The organism is Acetobacter sacchari (assembly GCF_017377715.1).
Taxonomy (GTDB): domain Bacteria; phylum Pseudomonadota; class Alphaproteobacteria; order Acetobacterales; family Acetobacteraceae; genus Acetobacter; species Acetobacter sacchari.
This window is the reverse complement of sequence record NZ_JAFVMF010000022.1, coordinates 40,609-56,928: the sequence shown is the minus strand read 5'-3', so window position 1 is coordinate 56,928 and position 16,320 is coordinate 40,609. Positions and strand designations below refer to the sequence as shown.

The following is a 16,320-nucleotide window of genomic DNA, read 5'->3' as shown; positions in this document are numbered from 1 at the left end:
CGGCGGCGAACGAGACGATGACTGAGTCGAATGGATCTTCCGAGACATTCGCAAGGAGTGCAGGCTACGTCTGGAACCGCATCCTGTGGGATGGAACATCCACATGGTCGCCCCCCACTGGCAGCGCGGCTATCGTCGACCCTGACGGCGCGTATCCGATCGGCAGCACGTATAGCGCCTCCTGACAACCGCCCTCTGAGGCGTTTTTCCATCCGGGACAATCAATGTTCGTAAAACGATTCCTCACGGCGGCCCTGCTGGCGTGCCTCTGCGCGTGCTCTGGCGCCAGTGACGTGACGCACCCGGTCCTCGGCGACACTCGGCTTGCTGGCGCCCCGGCGCGCGTATCAGCTACACGCATGATGGCGACGGCTTCGGTGGTTTCGAACACGCCCATTGTGACGTTTTCGAACGGCAATGTGTTGACGGCCGATCAGCTCAACACGATGCAGCAGGGGCTTGTCCCGGCGTCTGCGGGCGCGTCGACCAATCAGTCGCTAACGACACCGACCATCACTAACGGCACGGTGACAGGCACGGACGAGAGCGCTGGTGTGGCGAAGGCGACAAGCGGCACGACCAGTCGCTCGCACGCGCTGCACTATTCTGACGCGACCAACGTCATGGACTTCGGGTCGGTCGCGTCCCCGGCTACGGACAACACCACTGCATTTCAGGCCGCGATCACAGCGGCTTGCGCCAAGGTTGTCGCGTCGTCGAACGGGACCGCGTATCCCTCGACCTCTTCGACGGGCGCGGGCGACGTCTACATCCCGCAAGGACGCTACGGCGTTGTCGGCCCGATCAACTGGACGTGCCCCATCCACCTGCGCGGCGCGGGTCCGGGCAACACGACGCTGGTCTGGACTGGCACCGGGACCGGCACGCTCCTTAATCTCGCGTCCACTCTGACCGACAGTAGCCGCTATTGGTATGACGGTGCGGTCCACGACCTCAGCATCGTCAACGGTGGCGCTCAGACAGGCGCTGCTATCCGCATCAGCCAGTGCAACGGCTGCGATGTCTATCGTATCAACACATACGGCATGTATCGGTCCGTCGTTAACTACGCTGGATCGGCCATCAGCATCCACGATTTTAATTTCCGCCAGATGCACGAGCAGGCGACAAACGGCGTCGCAACAGGCGCGGAAGCGTTCAGTACGGGTATCGAGCTATACGGCTCAGATAACAACGGCGGCACTGGCTGCACGCAGACCGATCTCGGAAACTGCACTACACGATCTGATATCGTTGATGTCTTTGACGGTCACATAGACTCCGCGCTCGACGGCACGCATGAGGCGAGTGACTGCTTGTATGTGCATGATTTCGTCGCGACAGTGTGGGCGACCAAACTGACATGCAACCAGACTCGCAAAGGTCTCAATGTCCGGTGTGATAGCTCGATCGGTATCAATTCCTGCCCTCAGTTTTTGTATCTCGCCCGGTTCGAAAACGAGAGCAACAACACGGCGGGGACCGGCACAAACATCAATCTTGATCTTGACAACTTTGCGCACTTTGCCTGCTACGACTGCGAATTGTATCAGTCTCAAGTCGGAAATAATCTGGCGATTTTCAATTCGACAAGATTTTACTCAGGCGATGTCGAGTGGTACGGCGGCAAGGTCCAGAATACCAAAGGCGCTTGCATCGTCAGCTACATCGACGGGTTCAAGATGCACGGCGGCCTGATTATGGGCTGCGGGCAGAGCGGGTCGACCGATGATGAGTGGGGCATCCAGCTTTCTGGCGGCTCGACCGGGAACACGATCAGCACCAACAACTCCGTCGACAACGTGCAGTTTTGCCACGATAACCTGGGCAACACGACGACGACCATGCACGCGGTCTACATCGGCAGTTCGACGACATATTCGTCGGTCAGCAACAGCAACCTGCACAACTGCGCTGGCGGAAGCTCGAACCAGAACAGCAGTGGCAACAATCAGATCATCAACGAGCTTGGCCCGTAAGCAGTCCTCGCGGGTAGGCGTCGAGTAATCCCAGCCGCCCTTTGAGGCGGTTTTTTTTGTATCTGGAAACTGAAATGCCTGCACAGGACACGACCGCGGTTGCAACCGTGGATCGCGAACTCGGACGCCTTGAGGGGCGAGTAGAGTCCCTTGAGAAAACTGTCGAGCGCCTTGAGACGTCCGTAAATGGCCTGATCAGCGTGATAGACTTCGCGAAGAACGGGATAAAGATCGTCTGGTGGGCGATTGGCCTGATTGGCCTTGATGGCGTCGTGCGGGCGCTGGCGTTTCTCGCCCATCTGGTGCGCCCATGACCGCCACCAACCTGCAGCCCTGCCTCTCGTTCACACTGACCGAAGAAGGCGGCTACCAGCGTCTCTCCGGTGATCCCGGCAACTGGTACCGCGGTCGCCTCATCGGCACGAACATGGGCATCAGCGCCGTCACTCTGGCGGCGTGGCTACGTCGCGGCGTCGAGATCTCGGACATGCGCGACCTGACCGTCGAGACGGCATCAGCGATCTATCGGCAGAATTACTGGCAGGAAGTGCGCGGCGACACGCTGCCGTCCGGCCTCGACCTGATGGGGTTTGACTATGGCGTCAATGCAGGAGTTGGCGCGTCTCTATCGGCGCTTAGTGATTCTGCGGTTGCTGGCGTGGCGTATCAGGCCATGAACATGGGTCGGTCTCGCCTGCGCGTGCTGCAGGATCGGTTGGGTGTGACGACGGACGGCATCTACGGCCCGATCACTTCGTCCGCGCTGGCGGAGAGTCAGCCCGGGCAACAGGTGGCGCGCATCCTCTACGTCTCCCGCCTGCAGGAGCGGCGCTATCGCAGCCTCGACGGTTTCCCGCAATTCGGCGCTGGCTGGCTGGCGCGTCTCGCCCGGCGGCAGGCGAGGGCTCTGGAGCTTTTTGATGGAGTGAGCGCATGACGACGACGCTACCCAACGGTCTCGTGCCTAGTGCGCTGCGGCTCTACACGGTTCCGGGCGCGAGTAGCGGCGGCGGGTGTCGGCCTGATCAGTGTCGGATGCGCGGGTTTCAGACTGCATTCAAGTCTCCCTCGTTTCCGAAGAAGGCCAGCGCAGACGTCCTGGATTATTCTGTGGACTGGTCGATCTGGGGGGCTGGAACGGGAGACACGATCGAAGACGTATCCGTATCGATCACGTTGTCTGACGGCTCATCTTTACCGGGCACTGCTTACGACTTGGCTGTGATTTCAGACAAATGGCCCGCCGCGGATGGCATGGTCGGCGTCGTGATGCTCGGGTCCGGCGTGCCGGGCACGACATATCGCGTCCTGTTTGAAATCGAGACCGCGCAGGGCCGCACTGACAATCAAGTCGTGCTGCTGATGATCACCAACGACACTCCAGCGACATCACTTTCCGACGCGCTGCTTGCTGCAAACGGAACAATTGTCACAGCCAAAGGCGTCGCGCTCGCGGCGGCAGCGTCATGACAACCACAATCGACATCACTGCGGCAGATGCAGCCACGGCGCTTGAATCTGGCGACATCCTCGCCCTCGTGCGCGGCGGCGTCTGGATGCAGGTTGCAGCGTCGTTGCTTGGCGGCTCTGTGGCGGGGTTCGCGGGCGCGTGGAACGCTGAGACCGCATATACAGCCGGGCAACTGCTGAAATACGCAGGCGCGATCTACGCTGTTACGGCGTCATTCACATCAGGATCGTCCTTTGACCCGACGAACCTGACTCTGGTTAAGGCGCCGACCGGCGTGACGGCTACGACGCTCGGCACACTACCGGACGACGTGACGCTCGAAGGCGACGTCTACATCGCAGGCGCGACCGCGCTTCCGACCGGCCTGACCACCAACGGCTCCGTCATCATGACGGACGGCACGGTCTATTTCCCGAACACACAATCGAACGGCGGCGTCCTGTCCGTCTATACTGGAGCGTAACCGTATGTCTGTTGCAAATGGCAATCCTGTTTTCGTTACTGTCGGCGGCGATGTTTCGGCAGCGACAGTCACGGCGTCAGGTGGGGACACGTCGCAGACGCTGGCGACGCTGGCGGCAACTGTTGCGTCCAACACGACAGCCGCGACTACAGCCACGATCAACGCTGCGGCTGCCGTGACGACAGCAAACGAGGCCACTACGTCCGTCGCAAATTCTCTTGCTAAATATATCCCCTTGACGAGCATAAACGCCGCCAGTGGCGTGCTGGGGCTTGATTCTGGCAAGGGCGTTACGATCCCGACATCGCCAGCCACGAGCAACGCTTATCTGACGATCGGCGACTCCTCGACGACGCAGCCTTATCTCCAGTTCCAGATCGGCAGCGCGTCAAGTCAGGCGGCTATTTTCGGATGGAACAGCAGCTCAAGCCCATACCTTGCGGTTACTGCCGCAGCATTCCATCCGCAAACCAGCGGCGCTTGCACACTCGGGACGGCCAGTAATCCGTGGGGTACGATCTACTCCACGACGAGCACCATCAGCACATCCGATGTTAACGCCAAGGTTAACATAAAACTTCTGTCCGATCCGGCCGGTCACGGGGCGGCAGTTGGGGCGGCGGCCCCCGACGACGAGGCGCAAAAACTTTTGCGTGTTGGACGCAATATCCCCGTTTCGGTCTGGACCTTTTCAGATGGTAAGCGTCGACACATCGGGTCTCTGGCGCAGGCTGTGCAGAAGGCTTTCGAGGCCGAGGGCATGAACGCCGCTGATTACGGCATGTGGTGCGAGGACGCCGTGACGGAGATTGGCACGGACGAAAACGGAAAGACTGTAGAGCGGGCTGTCCTCAATGAGGATGGATCGCAGAAAATGAAGCAAGGCCTGCGCTATGACGCCGTGCATGCTCTGTGCATCGCCGCCCTGCGCGCCGATATCGCCAGCAAGTGAGGTAAGCTGTGGCCACTCCGTCAGCCATCGACAATGCGGTCTGGGGGCTGCGGTCGTCAGAGACGTTCGTCTCCCTGGATTTCCCGGATCGCATTGTGATTACCACAACAGCGCTTCCCGCCATTGGCGACACTGTGGACTGCAACTTTGCGCTTATGCGCGGAGATGCGGTTCTATACTCAAACGATAGCGGCCTGAGCACACTTGAGATACAGGGTCAGACGAGCGCCGATGCCGTAAAGCAGAACTGGAAGATCAAGGTCAAGAACGCCAGCAAGGACAAGGTGGCGCTGCGGTTCGGATCGTGGGACGAGACCACGTCGATCACGTTCAAGGCTTACGGCTCGATCAACAGCAACGCGACAGCCTTTGACCGCACCATGACGCGAGAGGCGATCTGTCTGGAACTCTGGCGTCGCATTCGACGCGCCTACGATCCGCCGAACAATCGTATCGCGCCGTGGTATGCGTGGATGGATGCCGACCTGTCGTTGCTGTCAGATGCGCAATTCTCATGTGACTGTCGCCCGATCGCCGTTTACATGCAGATAGGGTCAGCGACGGCGCCAACGCTTTACGGCGCATATATGTTGCGGTCGAACAACACCAACGCGACATACCTGATCGACGACAGCAACGCGCAACACTATCTGCTGCAACCACAGCACGGACCAACGGATCTTTGGTCCAATACTGCCCACCTGTCAGATGACACGGTGTGGGAGTTTTCGTCCCCGGCGACGCCTGACGATACCGTCCCGGCGCGATTGTTGGCGTGGTTCAAGGCGGTTCTCGCGGGGACGGATAGCTGGGCGAACTACCCAAGTTATCTGCGGCTTGAGTCGTGGATCGACTACAAGATTTTCTGCGATGTGGTCGGCAGCTTTGACAGCATGACCAACAATCTGATGCTCAAATCCTACACCGGGACCGAAACTTCGGGCTTGTGGGAGGTAGATGCATACGATCTCGACGAAAGCCTCGGCTGCAAGTGGAATTTCCCGTACGGCTCTGACCCCGAGACGACGGGTATAACCACTGATCAGGACGCTATGTGGACGTCGTTTTCCGTATACTTCGCGGGCGCTATCAACGCCCGCTACGCCTACCTGCGCGCCAACGGCGTTCTGACGCTCGAAACACTCACGGAGATACAGAAATTCTACAGCGCAGGCTTCCGGCCAGCGGATGTGGAGTATGACTGGACGACGTGGGGCACAAACCTTCCGTCGAACAATCCCTATATCCTCAACTGGTTCTCCAGGCGTCTCGCGTGGCTCGATGACCGATGGGGCTACTCAGCATAATTCAGGAGTCCAACAATGGACCTCTCAACAATCCTCGCGCTGCTCCCGGCGCAGTATGCGGGCGACGCGACGATCATCGTGTCGTTCGTCGTCTCGACATGCGCGCTGATCGCCCGGTTCTGGCCGCGTCCTGCCGCCGGCTCGAAGTGGCTGCCGCTTTACCAGATCGTCAATGCGATCGGTATGAACGGCAAGCACGCGGCAAACGCGGATGATGTTGGGGCCGGGAAGTAACGGCCAAAGCCTATAGTGATTACTTTCTTGTAATAAGCCGAATTATTCTGTCGACACGACTCGTGGAAATTCCACAAACATCGCTGCAAAACACAAATACCACGGCATAAAAACAAGCAAAATCATGAATATACTGATCAAGAATCCCGGAAGACTGGCGTCAAGGAATTTTTTGCGATTGCGACCCCATATCTTGTGTTGGGTCAGGCACCCAATCAGCATATAGTAGTCACTGCTGGTTCAGCGTCGTGATGGCGGCGAACGGGATGCGGGATTTACCTTGGCCGGAACCCGCATCCCAAGCACGTCTCCCGCGCGTCAACGCGGGAAATCACATCAATCGGAATAGGAGTCCGAATGACGAACCGTACACTTACCACCATTCCGTTTCATGGCGCCACCCTTGCTGCTGTTCAGGGCGATAGCCCGCAGACGACGCTGGTAGCGATGAAGCCCGTTGTCGAAGGTATTGGGCTGGACTGGGAGCCTCAGCGCAAGAAGATCATGCGTCACCCCGTTATCAAGTCACGAACCTCCATAATGGAGGTTCGTCTTGATGGAGATGACCGCGTCAGGGAGCATACTTTCCTGACGCTCGACATGCTGAATTTCTGGCTTGCGACAATCCATCCCGACCGCATCAAGGATGCAGGAACGCGAGCCAAGGTCATCGAATACCAGACCGAATGCGCCCGCGTCCTGTTCAATCATTTCTTCGGTAGCGCGCTGCACGCGAATGACGCGTCCTCACTCAGCGACATCGACGCCGGAGACCTGAACGCACGCATCAACGCCTCAAAGCACGCAATGCGTCTGTGGGGTCGGGCAGCAGGCGCGTGGGCGTGGAAGTCATCGGGGCTCCCGGTTCCGCCTCGTAATTTGCTGACGCACTCGCAACAGGCGGTCCTCAATCTCTTGGATAATGCCGCCTAACTTTTCCTAATCCGTTGCCGGATAGACACCGGCCTGCCGACACACAGCCGCCCCTAACCGGGCGGCTTTTTTATTGGAGAAAGACCATGGCCGATCTGGCCTCGATTACCTCGCTCGAAAACCTGATCTCGACCGTTGCGGGCAAGCATGAATCGTCTGCCGTCAAAGCGGACATCGCGCTCGCGGGCAACGCCCTGTCGCTGCTCGTCAACGCGCTAGTGCCGAACCTCGCGCCCGGCGTGGATCTGTCCGGCATCGACGCCGGCCTGTCCAAGGCATTCGACGGGATCACCGCCGTCATCAGCGCCGTCGAGGGCACCGCCAGCACGGAGACCGCCGCCAATGCGTAACGTATCCCGTCGCGCCGCACTGCGTGGCGTCGGTATGCTCGCAGCCGGGACCGCGCTTGCCGCCTGCACCGTCACCACGTCGGGCAACGTCACCACGATCACGCTCAACGTCGCCAAGATCACAGCTTACGGGCAGGCCGGGGTCAACGCTGCGGCCACGATCATCAGCCTCGCGTCGGGCATCTCGGCGCTGACGCCGTATCTCGCCGCTATCGAGGCAGCCGAGACCGCGCTTTCCACGGCGTTGACGGCGTTCTCCACCGCCGCCGGTTCGAGTGTCACGATCAGCTACGACGACACCAACTGGAAGACGCGCGTCGACAGTCTGCTGTCGGATATCGAGTCCGTAAGTTCGACGATTGCGAAAGCGATTTCCGGCGCGGGCTCGTCTCTGTCGTCCACCGTCAAGAGTGACGCGACCACGGCGGCGAACGCGCTGGCGACGGTCGTGTCTCTGTTTGAGGCGCTGCTCGGCTCCACGTCGGCGGCGCGCCTTGGCATGACCGAATCGCAGGCGTTCAAGACGCTGGGCGTGTCGCGCTAATGTGGGGCGCGGCTCTCATCGTCGCGGCTCCGGCACTGGGTCTTTGGCTGTTCTCATGGGCTCTGTGCCGTGCGGCCGCCCGGTGATCCTCGCCGGGATGGCGGCTGCGGCCGTCGTCCTGTGGTGGCTCTGGCGCTGGTATTAGCGATCTCCGCATTGCGCCAACGCGAAATACTCAAAGGGCGATGGGTATGACCATTCAACTTCTCAGTTCAAAACTGGCAACGATCACACATGAGCGCGACGGACTTCCCATCAGTGTGCAGCATTTTACGTGGTGCCCCGGCTGTCAGATGATTCATCCCATCAATGTGACCGGATGCCCGCAAGATGGTCCAAAGTGGTCGTTCGATGGGAATGCGCAGGCCCCTACCTTCGGGCCGTCCGTCAAAGTCGATCTTGGGAGGAATCCCGGCGCGACGTGTCATTATTTCGTTCGAGCGGGCCAAATTCAGTTTTGCGGCGATAGCACGCACGCATTGGCGGGAAAAACTGTCCCGCTGCCCGATATCCCTGACGATTGGCGAGATTGATGCGCGCGCTGATCTTTGCTCTGGCGCTGGTATTGAGCCTCGCGGCCTGCGCCGACCGCACGGAACAGGCGCGCGCCGAACTGGTCGGCATGCCGTATCCAGATCTCGTCGCGTGCGCTGGGCCGCCATCGGTGCGCGTGCAGACGGACGCGGACGATTGGGATGGCGAGTGGGGCGGCTCAGTCTCGACTCCGTCCGTATCCGGCGCAGTCCCGCTGATGGGCGATCTGGTCAAGCCGACCGTTTCCGCCAGCGCCGCAATGTCCTGTCGCATGACGGCGCGCATCCGTGGCGGGCGCGTCTACTCCATCCACTACGTCGGCACGTCGTCGCTGATCTTCGGTGCCCATGCTGCCTGCGCTGCTCTGGTCCGCGACTGTCTGCTGCATCCAGACCACACGACGCTGCCGGACGGTTATGATGCCGGGCGGTATCTTGGGGTAAAATGACGTGACTGCGGGCCGGGCTTGATACCGGCTGTGCATGTGCTCGTGACCCGGGTCTCGAAACCCGGAACGGCTGAACCCACCCACATGCAGGCAGCCCCTGTGCTCAGGGACTAGACCGTCCAGCGCCTAAACGCTGCGTCAGGGTATCCCATTCCCCCAGTCCCGCGTGTCCATCCACGCCGCCGCAGTCATGCGCCAACAATACCACAAATCAGGAACTGAAATGCAAAGAAAGCTGGGCAAACTTTCTCCGCGCCATGACGCGCGCACCTACCGCATGGCCGTGCCACTGGCCGCCGCACTCCCCGTCATCCCTGCGTCCGCGAACTGGGCGAAGGATGTAGCGTGGCCGGTTTGGGAAAACGACCGATACGGCTGCTGCACTCAGGTAGGCGTGGCCAGCGCGATCCGCACGTGGACCGGCGCGGCGCAGGCTCCGGTTCTCCTCGACGACGCGGAAGTCCTGCAGAACTACGCCTCGGCCACGTCGCCGCCGTTCGATCCGGCCACGGGTGCGAACGACAACGGCGCGGTCGAACTGGACGTCCTGAACAAGTGGTGCGTCGACGGCTTCGAACGGCCCGGTCAGACGCGCGACTACCTGACGGCTTACGGTTCGATCGCGCCGACCGACGTGCAGGGCATCCAGCGTGCAATCGCGTTCTTGGGTGGCGTCTATATCGGCCTGTCACTGCCGGAGTGGGCGTGCGTCGTCGGCTGCGGGGATTGGGTGTTCAATCCCCAGCAGAACAACAGCATCGCGGGCGGACACTGCGTCTGGCTGCATGGATTTGACGCTGACTGGCTCTACCTGAATACCTGGGGCGAGCAGAAGCGCATGTCGTGGAGTTTCCTGCGCCAGTTCTGCGACGAGGCTTATGGTCTGGTGTCGCGGCAGAACTGGACCGGGATCAGCGGCCTGTCACCCAACGGCGAGGCGCTTGACGCGCTGGTAGCTGAGATGCGGGCGAGCGCAGCATGACCGACTTCCAAGCAGGCTTCGCGGCAGGCGCTATCTTCGGCGCTTTCGCCGCTGGCGTCGTGATCTTGCTCGCGGTCAGGGCGCACATGCGGCGGAAGTGGCCGGATTAGGGGTGGACTCGCCGACCTTAATGCAAAACAACTCCCAGAGACCCGGGTGCATTACCCGCGTCCCAAGCTCCCAATTTTGCCACGTCCGGCGCTGAGAGTGGATCAGAGCAGCCGCATCCTCCTGCGTGAGACCGGCGGCTACGCGGGTATCTCTGATCTGGTCAGGGGTTGGTTGCATCGGGCTTAGCCTTTTGTCCGGCGCGCATATTACGTCCCTTGCGAGGCGCGCTCGCCTCGACGCTGGTTTGCAGCCTGTTGGTTATGCCTATCGGGCGCGGGGAGATCGGGGACGGCCCCTCTCTCCAACTGCGTCCCTGATCTCGCTCTATTGCAGCCTGCCTTTGTTTTTCGGCGGCGGCGGGTGAGAGTAGGGATGACGTGCGCTTGAGGCCAAACACCTCTTTGTATGTCTCGGCGTCCAGATCATGCACACGGACATGCGTGTTGAGCGCGCCAAATAAACGACCGCAGGCGTGGCAGCGGATTTTTGTGCCGTCTGCGCTGTATTCGTAAGCGCCAAAGGGCGGCAGTCCGTTACGCTCCTGCGTCTCTGGACTCGGCCGATGCTTTGCCCGGTATGCCTCCAGATATGCGACCCTCTCGGCTCGTGACTTATGCGGCATCCGCCGCGTCCAGCATCGCTTGAGCCTTGCGTTGGTCGAGTGTCCCGATCGACCCCCCTGGCAGTTGGATAACCAGAGCGCCGGATGCGAGGCGCAACAACCGCCCCTGATCGTCGCCGCGCTGGATATAGCCGAGAGCCGACGCGCCGGGCGGATTTGTCCAGCTGATTATCTCCAGCGCGCGAGGCGATGGGGACAGGAGCGTGATGCGGGATCTGTGCTTGCTCATTAACGATTGGCTGCGTCGCACGCCTCAAACGTAACGTCGCGGCCCTTATCATCCAGCACCCGTCGGAGATTGCCAGTGTGTGCTGACTGGTAGGAGCGGCCAGCCGCTGCCAGCGTGCGGTGCTCAGACACCAAAGACGTGTCTTTCTGATCAACGTTCGCAAATACGGAGAATTTAGCCATCGTCTTGTCCTAACCCCTGATCCAGCGAGGTGCCTGATGTGATTGTTATGCACTCATTGGGTGCATTGGTCAACGGGGAAATGCGGGTTGGCGCGAATTATTTTTGCTGATCACATGCGGCGGAAGTGGCTGGGGTAGGGGGCGATCGGCTCCAGAGCGAATCCGGGGTAAATGTGGCTGACTTCTGCCGTTTTTACCCGATAGGATGGGCTAAATCGCGATATTCGGACCCGGCCTTATGGGTGATTCTCTCTTGCCGATACGGCTGTCCCGTACGCTCATTTTCTGGCTGTTAACTGCCGAAAACGGGGCGATTTCCTCTCGTTCGTACGGCGGCCAGTTACTCGGAAATCCCGCTCAGCCAGCGGCGCGATCAACAAGCAGAATACCCCATGTGCGCGGGTAAACGCCGGGGCAGTCCGGGCCGCACGCGGCGTCGGACAGGCTCACGTTCGCAAATGGCTCCCCGCACTTGTTGCATGTCAGTCGCTCCGCCAGAGCGATCACGGTCATGCGCCTGACCGATGGCCTGTCGCGCACTACCATCTCCAGATGGGCGGACCCCGATCTGCCGCACCCGCACCGAGCATACAGACTCAGCCCCAATCGCGCGGCCGTCGCAACATCAGTCTCACGCAATGCGGCGTCGAGCGACGGATGGTGAGTGTGATTGCTGCGTCCAAGCATGGATGGAACAGAACGAGAACGCGCGCTCAGAGTCAAGCGCCTCAATGCCGCGTGTCGCTGCCCCACTGCATGATCTGCCGGACGTGCGCGCGGACCTCCATCCAGTCGCGGGCGTTCATTGGTGAACGGTATTGTCCCAAGCGATACGTGGCATCCACACTGTGATTCCCTGTGACCGCGCCTGACGGATCATATCATCAGTGCCTCGACCACCAGGGAAGGCGACAACTCCGTCCGGCGCTCCCTCTAGTAGCATTCGAGAATTTCGATCCGGGCCGGCCCTGCGACCAACAGACCAATCTGCTGGGTATCGATCTTCGGCGACACCGCGCGCAGCGGCCCATTCGCTTGAGAGCTTGTCGGCTCCGCTCGCGCACCCATGGATGATGCGTTCAACCCCGTATCTGCGTGCGATGGCGTCAAGGCAATCGAACACAATATGTCGATGCGGGTATGATCTCCCGCCGCATACGAGTATTCGCACGGATCACGCCCCCTATGGAGTGTTGCCGGGCTTCCACCGGCTGCGGCGTGGGTGGCGTTAACCAATCCACGACTCTGCATGCTCCTTATGACGGGTTCATGCTCCCGGTCCGTCTTTATACGGCGACGACTCTAACGGCCTTGCGGCTACCGTTTTGCTACCGCCTCACGACGGGGGCTGCTGCGGCGGTCCGTACCCACCGTAGTGTTGATCCGACTACTCCACCTCTAACAAGTAGATATGGCCAGTATCGGCACCCAGACCGCCCACGACTTACGCGGTCCCTCTATACTGATTGCTCAGCGCCGCAGCCCGCGCAGAATCGCACGGATGGGGGTGGGGTACAAGGGGAATTTTCTGGAGCGTTTTGTAAAACCGAATCCGCGAACTGTAAAACCGTCTCAAGAAATGGCTGTTTTCTGCGGTTTTTTATTGGTGCTGGTGTCCGCGGCGGACACCGAACGTATGTATCAAGCAACGTCGCGGTAACTCAAAATATCCCGGTAATCCGCCATTTTTTCCGCACCATGTGCGTCTCTTTGCGGCTCGTTGTATCTCCCTATAGCACGCTCTATCGTGGGTTCTATCAGGGGGCGAGGCCCTCTCTTGGGACAGGGATTCGAACCTCATGCCACGGGTAAGACCAGGGCGATTGACCGCTCGGCAGGCGCAAACCGCTAAGCCGGGAGCGCACGGCGACGGGGGCGGCTTATGGTTGATCGTCCGCGAGAGTTCGCGTTCGTGGGAATTTCGCTTCCGGTCGCCGGTGACCGGCCGGGACAGGGCTATGGGCCTCGGACCGACTTACGACGTCGGGCTGGCCGCCGCGCGGGAGGCGGCGCAGAAGGCGCGTGAACTGATCCGCTCGGGTGGCGATCCCCTTGAGGATCGGCACCGTGAGCGGGCGCAGGCGCGGCGTGAAGTTGTTCGTACATTCGAGAGTGTCGCGGATCGGTACATCGACTTGCAGGCGCCCGGTTGGCGCGACCAACGGCGTCCCGAGATCTGGCGTAGCTCCCTGCGCATGTACGTCTACGAGTCTTTCGGGCGCGCGCCGGTGGCGGCGATCACGACTGACGACGTAATTTCGGCCCTGAGTCCGGTTTGGCAGACGGTGCCGACCACGGCGAGCCGCATTCAGGGGCGTATAGAGCGCATTCTCGATTACGCCCGGGCGCAGGGCTGGCGGGAGGGCGAGAATCCGGCTCGCTGGAAAGGGCATCTGTCAGCGATATTCGCCCCGCCGACGAAGATATCCAAGGTCAAGCATCGGGCTGCGATCGATCACAAGGACATAGCCCGCGCCATGGCGGCTTTGGCAGCCTCGCAAGGGCTGGCCGCGAAGGTCGTCAGGTTCGTCGCGCTTACCGCTGCGCGCTCGAACGAGGCGCGGAGCGCGACATGGGCCGAAATCGATCTCAATGCGAGAGTGTGGACGATTCCGGCGAGCCGCGCGAAAACGGGCAAAGAGCACCGCGTGCCTTTGTCCGAGGGTGCTGTGGCTATCCTGCAGGAAGTGCGGCCGCTCCGAGACGAGAAGCAAGGCGATCTCGTATTCCCCGGCCAACGCGCCGGTAAGCCGCTCTCAGACGTGGCGGTGTCCAAGGCCCTTCACATCGCCGCCGGGACAAAGGATGTCACCGTGCATGGCCTGCGATCCACGTTTCGCGACTGGGCGAGCGAAGAGACGGGCTATCCCCGCGAGGCCGCTGAGATGGCGCTGGCTCACGTTGTCGGCGGGGTCGAAGGTGCCTATCGCCGGGGCGATCTGTTCGAGAAGCGGCGGGAGATGATGGGGGCGTGGGCGCAGTGGTGTGCGACCGGCGGAAGGGGAGAGGGGCAATGAGAAACGCTGTCGATGTTCGAGACATTTCGCCCGTGGCGGATGACAAGATAGAAATGGTGAGCGGATGGCTGAAAGAGATAGGAGTGGTTGACTCCGAGCAAAAGGATATCAAGCCCTTTGTCACTCGAATTGAGCTTTTGTCAAAAAGAGCTGCATTACGAAAAGAATCTAAAACTTTCTCCGAATCCAACGAGGAAGCCAGAAGAGAGCTTGTAAAGTGTCTCCGTTCCGCCGATCTGGCGATAACGCGTTACCTCGGTAACAATGGCGCTGAGAACGATTTTTGTGACGACTTGGCGCCCGTGAAACTCGGTTTAGAGGGCTTCCTCACAAGGTGGGGTGAAGTATACACTGCGCGCAGTCCGGACAGCCGCTCGGGGCATTACCCGGATGTTCGCGACGCTGTCAGTTTGGCTAGAGCGTTTTTTCGACTTCGGGGGTTCGGACCCACAGCTCCTCAAATAAAACTCGCCGCTTATATAATAAGGTATACAAGACCTGACCTGTGGAACAATAACTCAATTAGTGAAATCGTAAAAAAAATAAAGGAAATTCAAAAAACTACATCCAACCCACGACCGCGTAAGTCAAAGGTCGCGCCCGGTGCCCATCAAGGCGGTATAGGGGGAATTTCTACCCCCAAAGTTTCCCCCTAGGGGAAATATCGCTCGCTAGAGATGCACTCTATGCCGCACTGTTCCGAAAGACATAGAAAGCTCCTGCTTGATATAACAAGCAACATCAATGCAGGGGGATAGAGATGAAAAAGTTTTACTCGATCCGCGAAGTTTGTGAGATGGCGGGCGTTAGTCGCGCGACTGTCCAGCGTCGTCTGGACGACGGTACGTTACAGTCTATCAAGCTCGGGACAGCCCGTCGCATTACGGTCTCCAGTCTGAATGGGTGGCTAGGCGGGACTCTTGCTGAGGAAACCGCATGCGCGGTGCGCGGACGATGACCGATCACCAGGAAGCTGCGGAGCGCGTCGCGGGAATCGTCGTGGATTCCTACGAAAATGACTTCCGTCGTGCTGTTCGAGCAGGTGCGGCATGGCCAGATCCCCGGTCCCTGGTGGCGGCCCTGTCCGAACATTTGGAGCCCGCGTACGCGCCTGAACAGCGCCGCGAGCGGATCGCATGCCTCACTGCGAGCGTCGCGTATGAGCTCGCCGTCGAGAATGTCGTCACGCCACCGGCCGTCGCCAGCATTCGGAGGCGCTTTGATCGAGCGATCGCGGAGCAGTTCGAGAGCGAATATCCTACGAAGCCGCTTACCGCTGCGATGCACTAAACGCGAAGATGTGGAGATCAATAATGGCGCGCAATAAGACAATTCCTAATACATATACCGTAAAAGAAGTGTCTGATATTACCGGATACTCAGAAAGCACGATCCGTCGGCAAATCGGGGCCGGCCAACTGTGGGCGGTCAACATAAACGGTCTGAAATTTGAGGATATAACCGCAGGCGAGCGGTTTGTCATGGGTTGTTGGGCGCAGGACGCGCATGTCCACTTCCTGAGTCTGTTCTTTTCCGCAGCCAGGGCTTCCGAGCATCCTCGTACAGGGGGCGAACGCAAAGAGATTGATAACGCTATCAGCGTCGCCGTACGCAGCTACAAACGCCGTTTTCGAGCGGCAACTCTTCGCAATACGAGTCGGCCCTTTCCCGAGTGCCTCATCTGGTTACTAGAATCATTCGTCTGGAAGATATACGCTCCGGAAGAGCGGCGGGACGAGCTAACGAGCCTCGCGGACCAGGTCGTGGAAGATTTGCAGTGTCTCGGCGACATCCCGATACACGTCATCGCGGATGTCCGGCATCGCTGCTATCGGGCGATCGCGGAGTATTTCGAAGTTGCGGCGTGAGTTGTGTGTATAAATAGGCTATATCCTATCTATACGTTTTGAAAAAAACTGAAAAAATGATGGATTGTTGGGGCGGAACGTGCCAGCGTGACAA

At 59.9% G+C, this 16,320-nt stretch carries 25 protein-coding genes and 1 pseudogene; 21 read left to right on the top strand and 5 right to left on the bottom strand.

The features are described from left to right. The 15 genes and pseudogenes from J2D73_RS16845 to J2D73_RS16780 all read left to right on the top strand — a co-directional run. A pseudogene (locus tag J2D73_RS16845) lies at positions 1-185 on the top strand (hypothetical protein); the annotation flags it as partial. Between the two features lie 39 nt (positions 186-224). Then, positions 225-1,979, top strand: coding sequence for a glycosyl hydrolase family 28-related protein (locus J2D73_RS16840; protein WP_207883205.1), 1,755 nt, complete (start codon positions 225-227; stop codon positions 1,977-1,979). 74 nt (positions 1,980-2,053) lie between these two features. Continuing rightward, entirely contained in the window at positions 2,054-2,293 is a 240-nt protein-coding gene (locus tag J2D73_RS16835; RefSeq protein WP_207883203.1) for a hypothetical protein, read from the top strand. Beyond that, a complete protein-coding gene (locus tag J2D73_RS16830) occupies positions 2,290-2,916 on the top strand; it encodes a glycosyl hydrolase 108 family protein (protein ID WP_207883201.1) in 627 nt (208 codons plus the stop codon). The genes J2D73_RS16835 and J2D73_RS16830 overlap by 4 nt, the downstream gene beginning before the upstream one ends. Further along, positions 2,913-3,449 (top strand): phage fiber-tail adaptor protein, encoded by a 537-nt coding sequence (locus J2D73_RS16825; RefSeq protein ID WP_207883199.1) that lies wholly within the window; start codon positions 2,913-2,915, stop codon positions 3,447-3,449. Before J2D73_RS16830 ends, J2D73_RS16825 begins: the two co-directional genes overlap by 4 nt. After that, a complete protein-coding gene (locus J2D73_RS16820; protein ID WP_207883197.1) occupies positions 3,446-3,913 on the top strand; it encodes a hypothetical protein in 468 nt (155 codons plus the stop codon). Before J2D73_RS16825 ends, J2D73_RS16820 begins: the two co-directional genes overlap by 4 nt. 4 nt (positions 3,914-3,917) lie before the next feature. Next, complete coding sequence (locus J2D73_RS16815) at positions 3,918-4,865, top strand: tail fiber domain-containing protein (RefSeq protein ID WP_207883195.1); 948 nt, start codon at positions 3,918-3,920, stop codon at positions 4,863-4,865. An 8-nt stretch (positions 4,866-4,873) separates the two neighbouring features. Further along, complete coding sequence (locus tag J2D73_RS16810; protein ID WP_207883193.1) at positions 4,874-6,172, top strand: CotH kinase family protein; 1,299 nt, start codon at positions 4,874-4,876, stop codon at positions 6,170-6,172. Positions 6,173-6,187: 15 nt separating this feature from the next. Next, entirely contained in the window at positions 6,188-6,406 is a 219-nt protein-coding gene (locus J2D73_RS16805; RefSeq protein ID WP_051291754.1) for a hypothetical protein, read from the top strand. Positions 6,407-6,763: 357 nt separating this feature from the next. Further along, positions 6,764-7,339: a phage antirepressor N-terminal domain-containing protein gene (locus tag J2D73_RS16800; RefSeq protein WP_207883190.1), complete on the top strand. Its 576-nt coding sequence runs from the start codon at positions 6,764-6,766 to the stop codon at positions 7,337-7,339. An 86-nt stretch (positions 7,340-7,425) separates the two neighbouring features. Continuing rightward, entirely contained in the window at positions 7,426-7,689 is a 264-nt protein-coding gene (locus J2D73_RS16795) for a hypothetical protein (protein ID WP_207883188.1), read from the top strand. Beyond that, positions 7,682-8,233 (top strand): hypothetical protein, encoded by a 552-nt coding sequence (locus J2D73_RS16790; protein WP_207883186.1) that lies wholly within the window; start codon positions 7,682-7,684, stop codon positions 8,231-8,233. The genes J2D73_RS16795 and J2D73_RS16790 overlap by 8 nt, the downstream gene beginning before the upstream one ends. 185 nt (positions 8,234-8,418) lie before the next feature. Beyond that, complete coding sequence (locus tag J2D73_RS20905) at positions 8,419-8,766, top strand: DUF6527 family protein (RefSeq protein WP_341535120.1); 348 nt, start codon at positions 8,419-8,421, stop codon at positions 8,764-8,766. Continuing rightward, entirely contained in the window at positions 8,766-9,215 is a 450-nt protein-coding gene (locus J2D73_RS16785; RefSeq protein WP_207883184.1) for a hypothetical protein, read from the top strand. Before J2D73_RS20905 ends, J2D73_RS16785 begins: the two co-directional genes overlap by 1 nt. Positions 9,216-9,438: 223 nt before the next feature. Next, positions 9,439-10,197, top strand: coding sequence for a hypothetical protein (locus J2D73_RS16780; protein ID WP_207883182.1), 759 nt, complete (start codon positions 9,439-9,441; stop codon positions 10,195-10,197). A gap of 75 nt (positions 10,198-10,272) precedes the next feature. Here the strand turns inward: J2D73_RS16780 and J2D73_RS21290 are convergent, their stop codons facing one another. The 5 genes from J2D73_RS21290 to J2D73_RS16760 all read right to left on the bottom strand — a co-directional run bounded on the left by J2D73_RS21290 (position 10,273) and on the right by J2D73_RS16760 (position 12,512). Beyond that, entirely contained in the window at positions 10,273-10,485 is a 213-nt protein-coding gene (locus J2D73_RS21290; protein ID WP_369334006.1) for a helix-turn-helix domain-containing protein, read from the bottom strand. Continuing rightward, a complete protein-coding gene (locus J2D73_RS16775) occupies positions 10,469-10,930 on the bottom strand; it encodes a MucR family transcriptional regulator (protein ID WP_207883180.1) in 462 nt (153 codons plus the stop codon). The genes J2D73_RS21290 and J2D73_RS16775 overlap by 17 nt, the downstream gene beginning before the upstream one ends. Further along, positions 10,920-11,159, bottom strand: a complete 240-nt coding sequence (locus tag J2D73_RS16770; protein WP_207883178.1) for a hypothetical protein — start codon at positions 11,157-11,159, stop codon at positions 10,920-10,922. Before J2D73_RS16770 ends, J2D73_RS16775 begins: the two co-directional genes overlap by 11 nt. 539 nt (positions 11,160-11,698) lie before the next feature. After that, on the bottom strand, positions 11,699-12,028 hold the full coding sequence (locus J2D73_RS16765) for a hypothetical protein (RefSeq protein WP_207883176.1): 330 nt from the start codon (positions 12,026-12,028) through the stop codon (positions 11,699-11,701). A gap of 115 nt (positions 12,029-12,143) precedes the next feature. Beyond that, positions 12,144-12,512, bottom strand: a complete 369-nt coding sequence (locus tag J2D73_RS16760) for an SLOG family protein (protein WP_207883174.1) — start codon at positions 12,510-12,512, stop codon at positions 12,144-12,146. A gap of 240 nt (positions 12,513-12,752) precedes the next feature. Between J2D73_RS16760 and J2D73_RS16755 the strand changes: the two genes are divergently transcribed. The 6 genes from J2D73_RS16755 to J2D73_RS16730 all read left to right on the top strand — a co-directional run bounded on the left by J2D73_RS16755 (position 12,753) and on the right by J2D73_RS16730 (position 16,226). Then, entirely contained in the window at positions 12,753-13,001 is a 249-nt protein-coding gene (locus tag J2D73_RS16755; RefSeq protein ID WP_207883172.1) for a hypothetical protein, read from the top strand. A gap of 139 nt (positions 13,002-13,140) precedes the next feature. Then, the gene (locus J2D73_RS16750) at positions 13,141-14,358 is read left to right on the top strand and encodes a tyrosine-type recombinase/integrase (RefSeq protein WP_207883170.1); all 1,218 of its coding nucleotides are present in this window, start codon (positions 13,141-13,143) and stop codon (positions 14,356-14,358) included. Then, complete coding sequence (locus J2D73_RS16745) at positions 14,355-15,014, top strand: hypothetical protein (protein WP_207883169.1); 660 nt, start codon at positions 14,355-14,357, stop codon at positions 15,012-15,014. Before J2D73_RS16750 ends, J2D73_RS16745 begins: the two co-directional genes overlap by 4 nt. 104 nt (positions 15,015-15,118) lie before the next feature. Next, positions 15,119-15,316 (top strand): helix-turn-helix domain-containing protein, encoded by a 198-nt coding sequence (locus tag J2D73_RS16740; RefSeq protein ID WP_207883167.1) that lies wholly within the window; start codon positions 15,119-15,121, stop codon positions 15,314-15,316. Beyond that, positions 15,313-15,648, top strand: coding sequence for a hypothetical protein (locus J2D73_RS16735; RefSeq protein ID WP_207883165.1), 336 nt, complete (start codon positions 15,313-15,315; stop codon positions 15,646-15,648). Before J2D73_RS16740 ends, J2D73_RS16735 begins: the two co-directional genes overlap by 4 nt. 23 nt (positions 15,649-15,671) lie before the next feature. Next, a complete protein-coding gene (locus tag J2D73_RS16730) occupies positions 15,672-16,226 on the top strand; it encodes a MerR family transcriptional regulator (RefSeq protein ID WP_207883163.1) in 555 nt (184 codons plus the stop codon). The last annotated feature ends 94 nt before the right edge of the window (positions 16,227-16,320 follow it).

Bases quoted from the DNA above. Each gene is read 5' to 3' on its own strand.
- J2D73_RS16840 (WP_207883205.1), top strand. From the start codon at position 225: ATGTTCGTAAAACGATTCCTCACGGCGGCCCTGCTGGCGTGCCTCTGC.
- J2D73_RS16835 (WP_207883203.1), top strand. From the start codon at position 2,054: ATGCCTGCACAGGACACGACCGCGGTTGCAACCGTGGATCGCGAACTC.
- J2D73_RS16830 (WP_207883201.1), top strand. From the start codon at position 2,290: ATGACCGCCACCAACCTGCAGCCCTGCCTCTCGTTCACACTGACCGAA.
- J2D73_RS16825 (WP_207883199.1), top strand. From the start codon at position 2,913: ATGACGACGACGCTACCCAACGGTCTCGTGCCTAGTGCGCTGCGGCTC.
- J2D73_RS16820 (WP_207883197.1), top strand. From the start codon at position 3,446: ATGACAACCACAATCGACATCACTGCGGCAGATGCAGCCACGGCGCTT.
- J2D73_RS16815 (WP_207883195.1), top strand. From the start codon at position 3,918: ATGTCTGTTGCAAATGGCAATCCTGTTTTCGTTACTGTCGGCGGCGAT.
- J2D73_RS16805 (WP_051291754.1), top strand. From the start codon at position 6,188: ATGGACCTCTCAACAATCCTCGCGCTGCTCCCGGCGCAGTATGCGGGC.
- J2D73_RS16800 (WP_207883190.1), top strand. From the start codon at position 6,764: ATGACGAACCGTACACTTACCACCATTCCGTTTCATGGCGCCACCCTT.
- J2D73_RS16795 (WP_207883188.1), top strand. From the start codon at position 7,426: ATGGCCGATCTGGCCTCGATTACCTCGCTCGAAAACCTGATCTCGACC.
- J2D73_RS16790 (WP_207883186.1), top strand. From the start codon at position 7,682: ATGCGTAACGTATCCCGTCGCGCCGCACTGCGTGGCGTCGGTATGCTC.
- J2D73_RS20905 (WP_341535120.1), top strand. From the start codon at position 8,419: ATGGGTATGACCATTCAACTTCTCAGTTCAAAACTGGCAACGATCACA.
- J2D73_RS16785 (WP_207883184.1), top strand. From the start codon at position 8,766: ATGCGCGCGCTGATCTTTGCTCTGGCGCTGGTATTGAGCCTCGCGGCC.
- J2D73_RS16780 (WP_207883182.1), top strand. From the start codon at position 9,439: ATGCAAAGAAAGCTGGGCAAACTTTCTCCGCGCCATGACGCGCGCACC.
- J2D73_RS21290 (WP_369334006.1), bottom strand. From the start codon at position 10,485: ATGCAACCAACCCCTGACCAGATCAGAGATACCCGCGTAGCCGCCGGT.
- J2D73_RS16775 (WP_207883180.1), bottom strand. From the start codon at position 10,930: ATGCCGCATAAGTCACGAGCCGAGAGGGTCGCATATCTGGAGGCATAC.
- J2D73_RS16770 (WP_207883178.1), bottom strand. From the start codon at position 11,159: ATGAGCAAGCACAGATCCCGCATCACGCTCCTGTCCCCATCGCCTCGC.
- J2D73_RS16765 (WP_207883176.1), bottom strand. From the start codon at position 12,028: ATGCTTGGACGCAGCAATCACACTCACCATCCGTCGCTCGACGCCGCA.
- J2D73_RS16755 (WP_207883172.1), top strand. From the start codon at position 12,753: ATGGCCAGTATCGGCACCCAGACCGCCCACGACTTACGCGGTCCCTCT.
- J2D73_RS16750 (WP_207883170.1), top strand. From the start codon at position 13,141: ATGCCACGGGTAAGACCAGGGCGATTGACCGCTCGGCAGGCGCAAACC.
- J2D73_RS16745 (WP_207883169.1), top strand. From the start codon at position 14,355: ATGAGAAACGCTGTCGATGTTCGAGACATTTCGCCCGTGGCGGATGAC.
- J2D73_RS16740 (WP_207883167.1), top strand. From the start codon at position 15,119: ATGAAAAAGTTTTACTCGATCCGCGAAGTTTGTGAGATGGCGGGCGTT.
- J2D73_RS16735 (WP_207883165.1), top strand. From the start codon at position 15,313: ATGACCGATCACCAGGAAGCTGCGGAGCGCGTCGCGGGAATCGTCGTG.
- J2D73_RS16730 (WP_207883163.1), top strand. From the start codon at position 15,672: ATGGCGCGCAATAAGACAATTCCTAATACATATACCGTAAAAGAAGTG.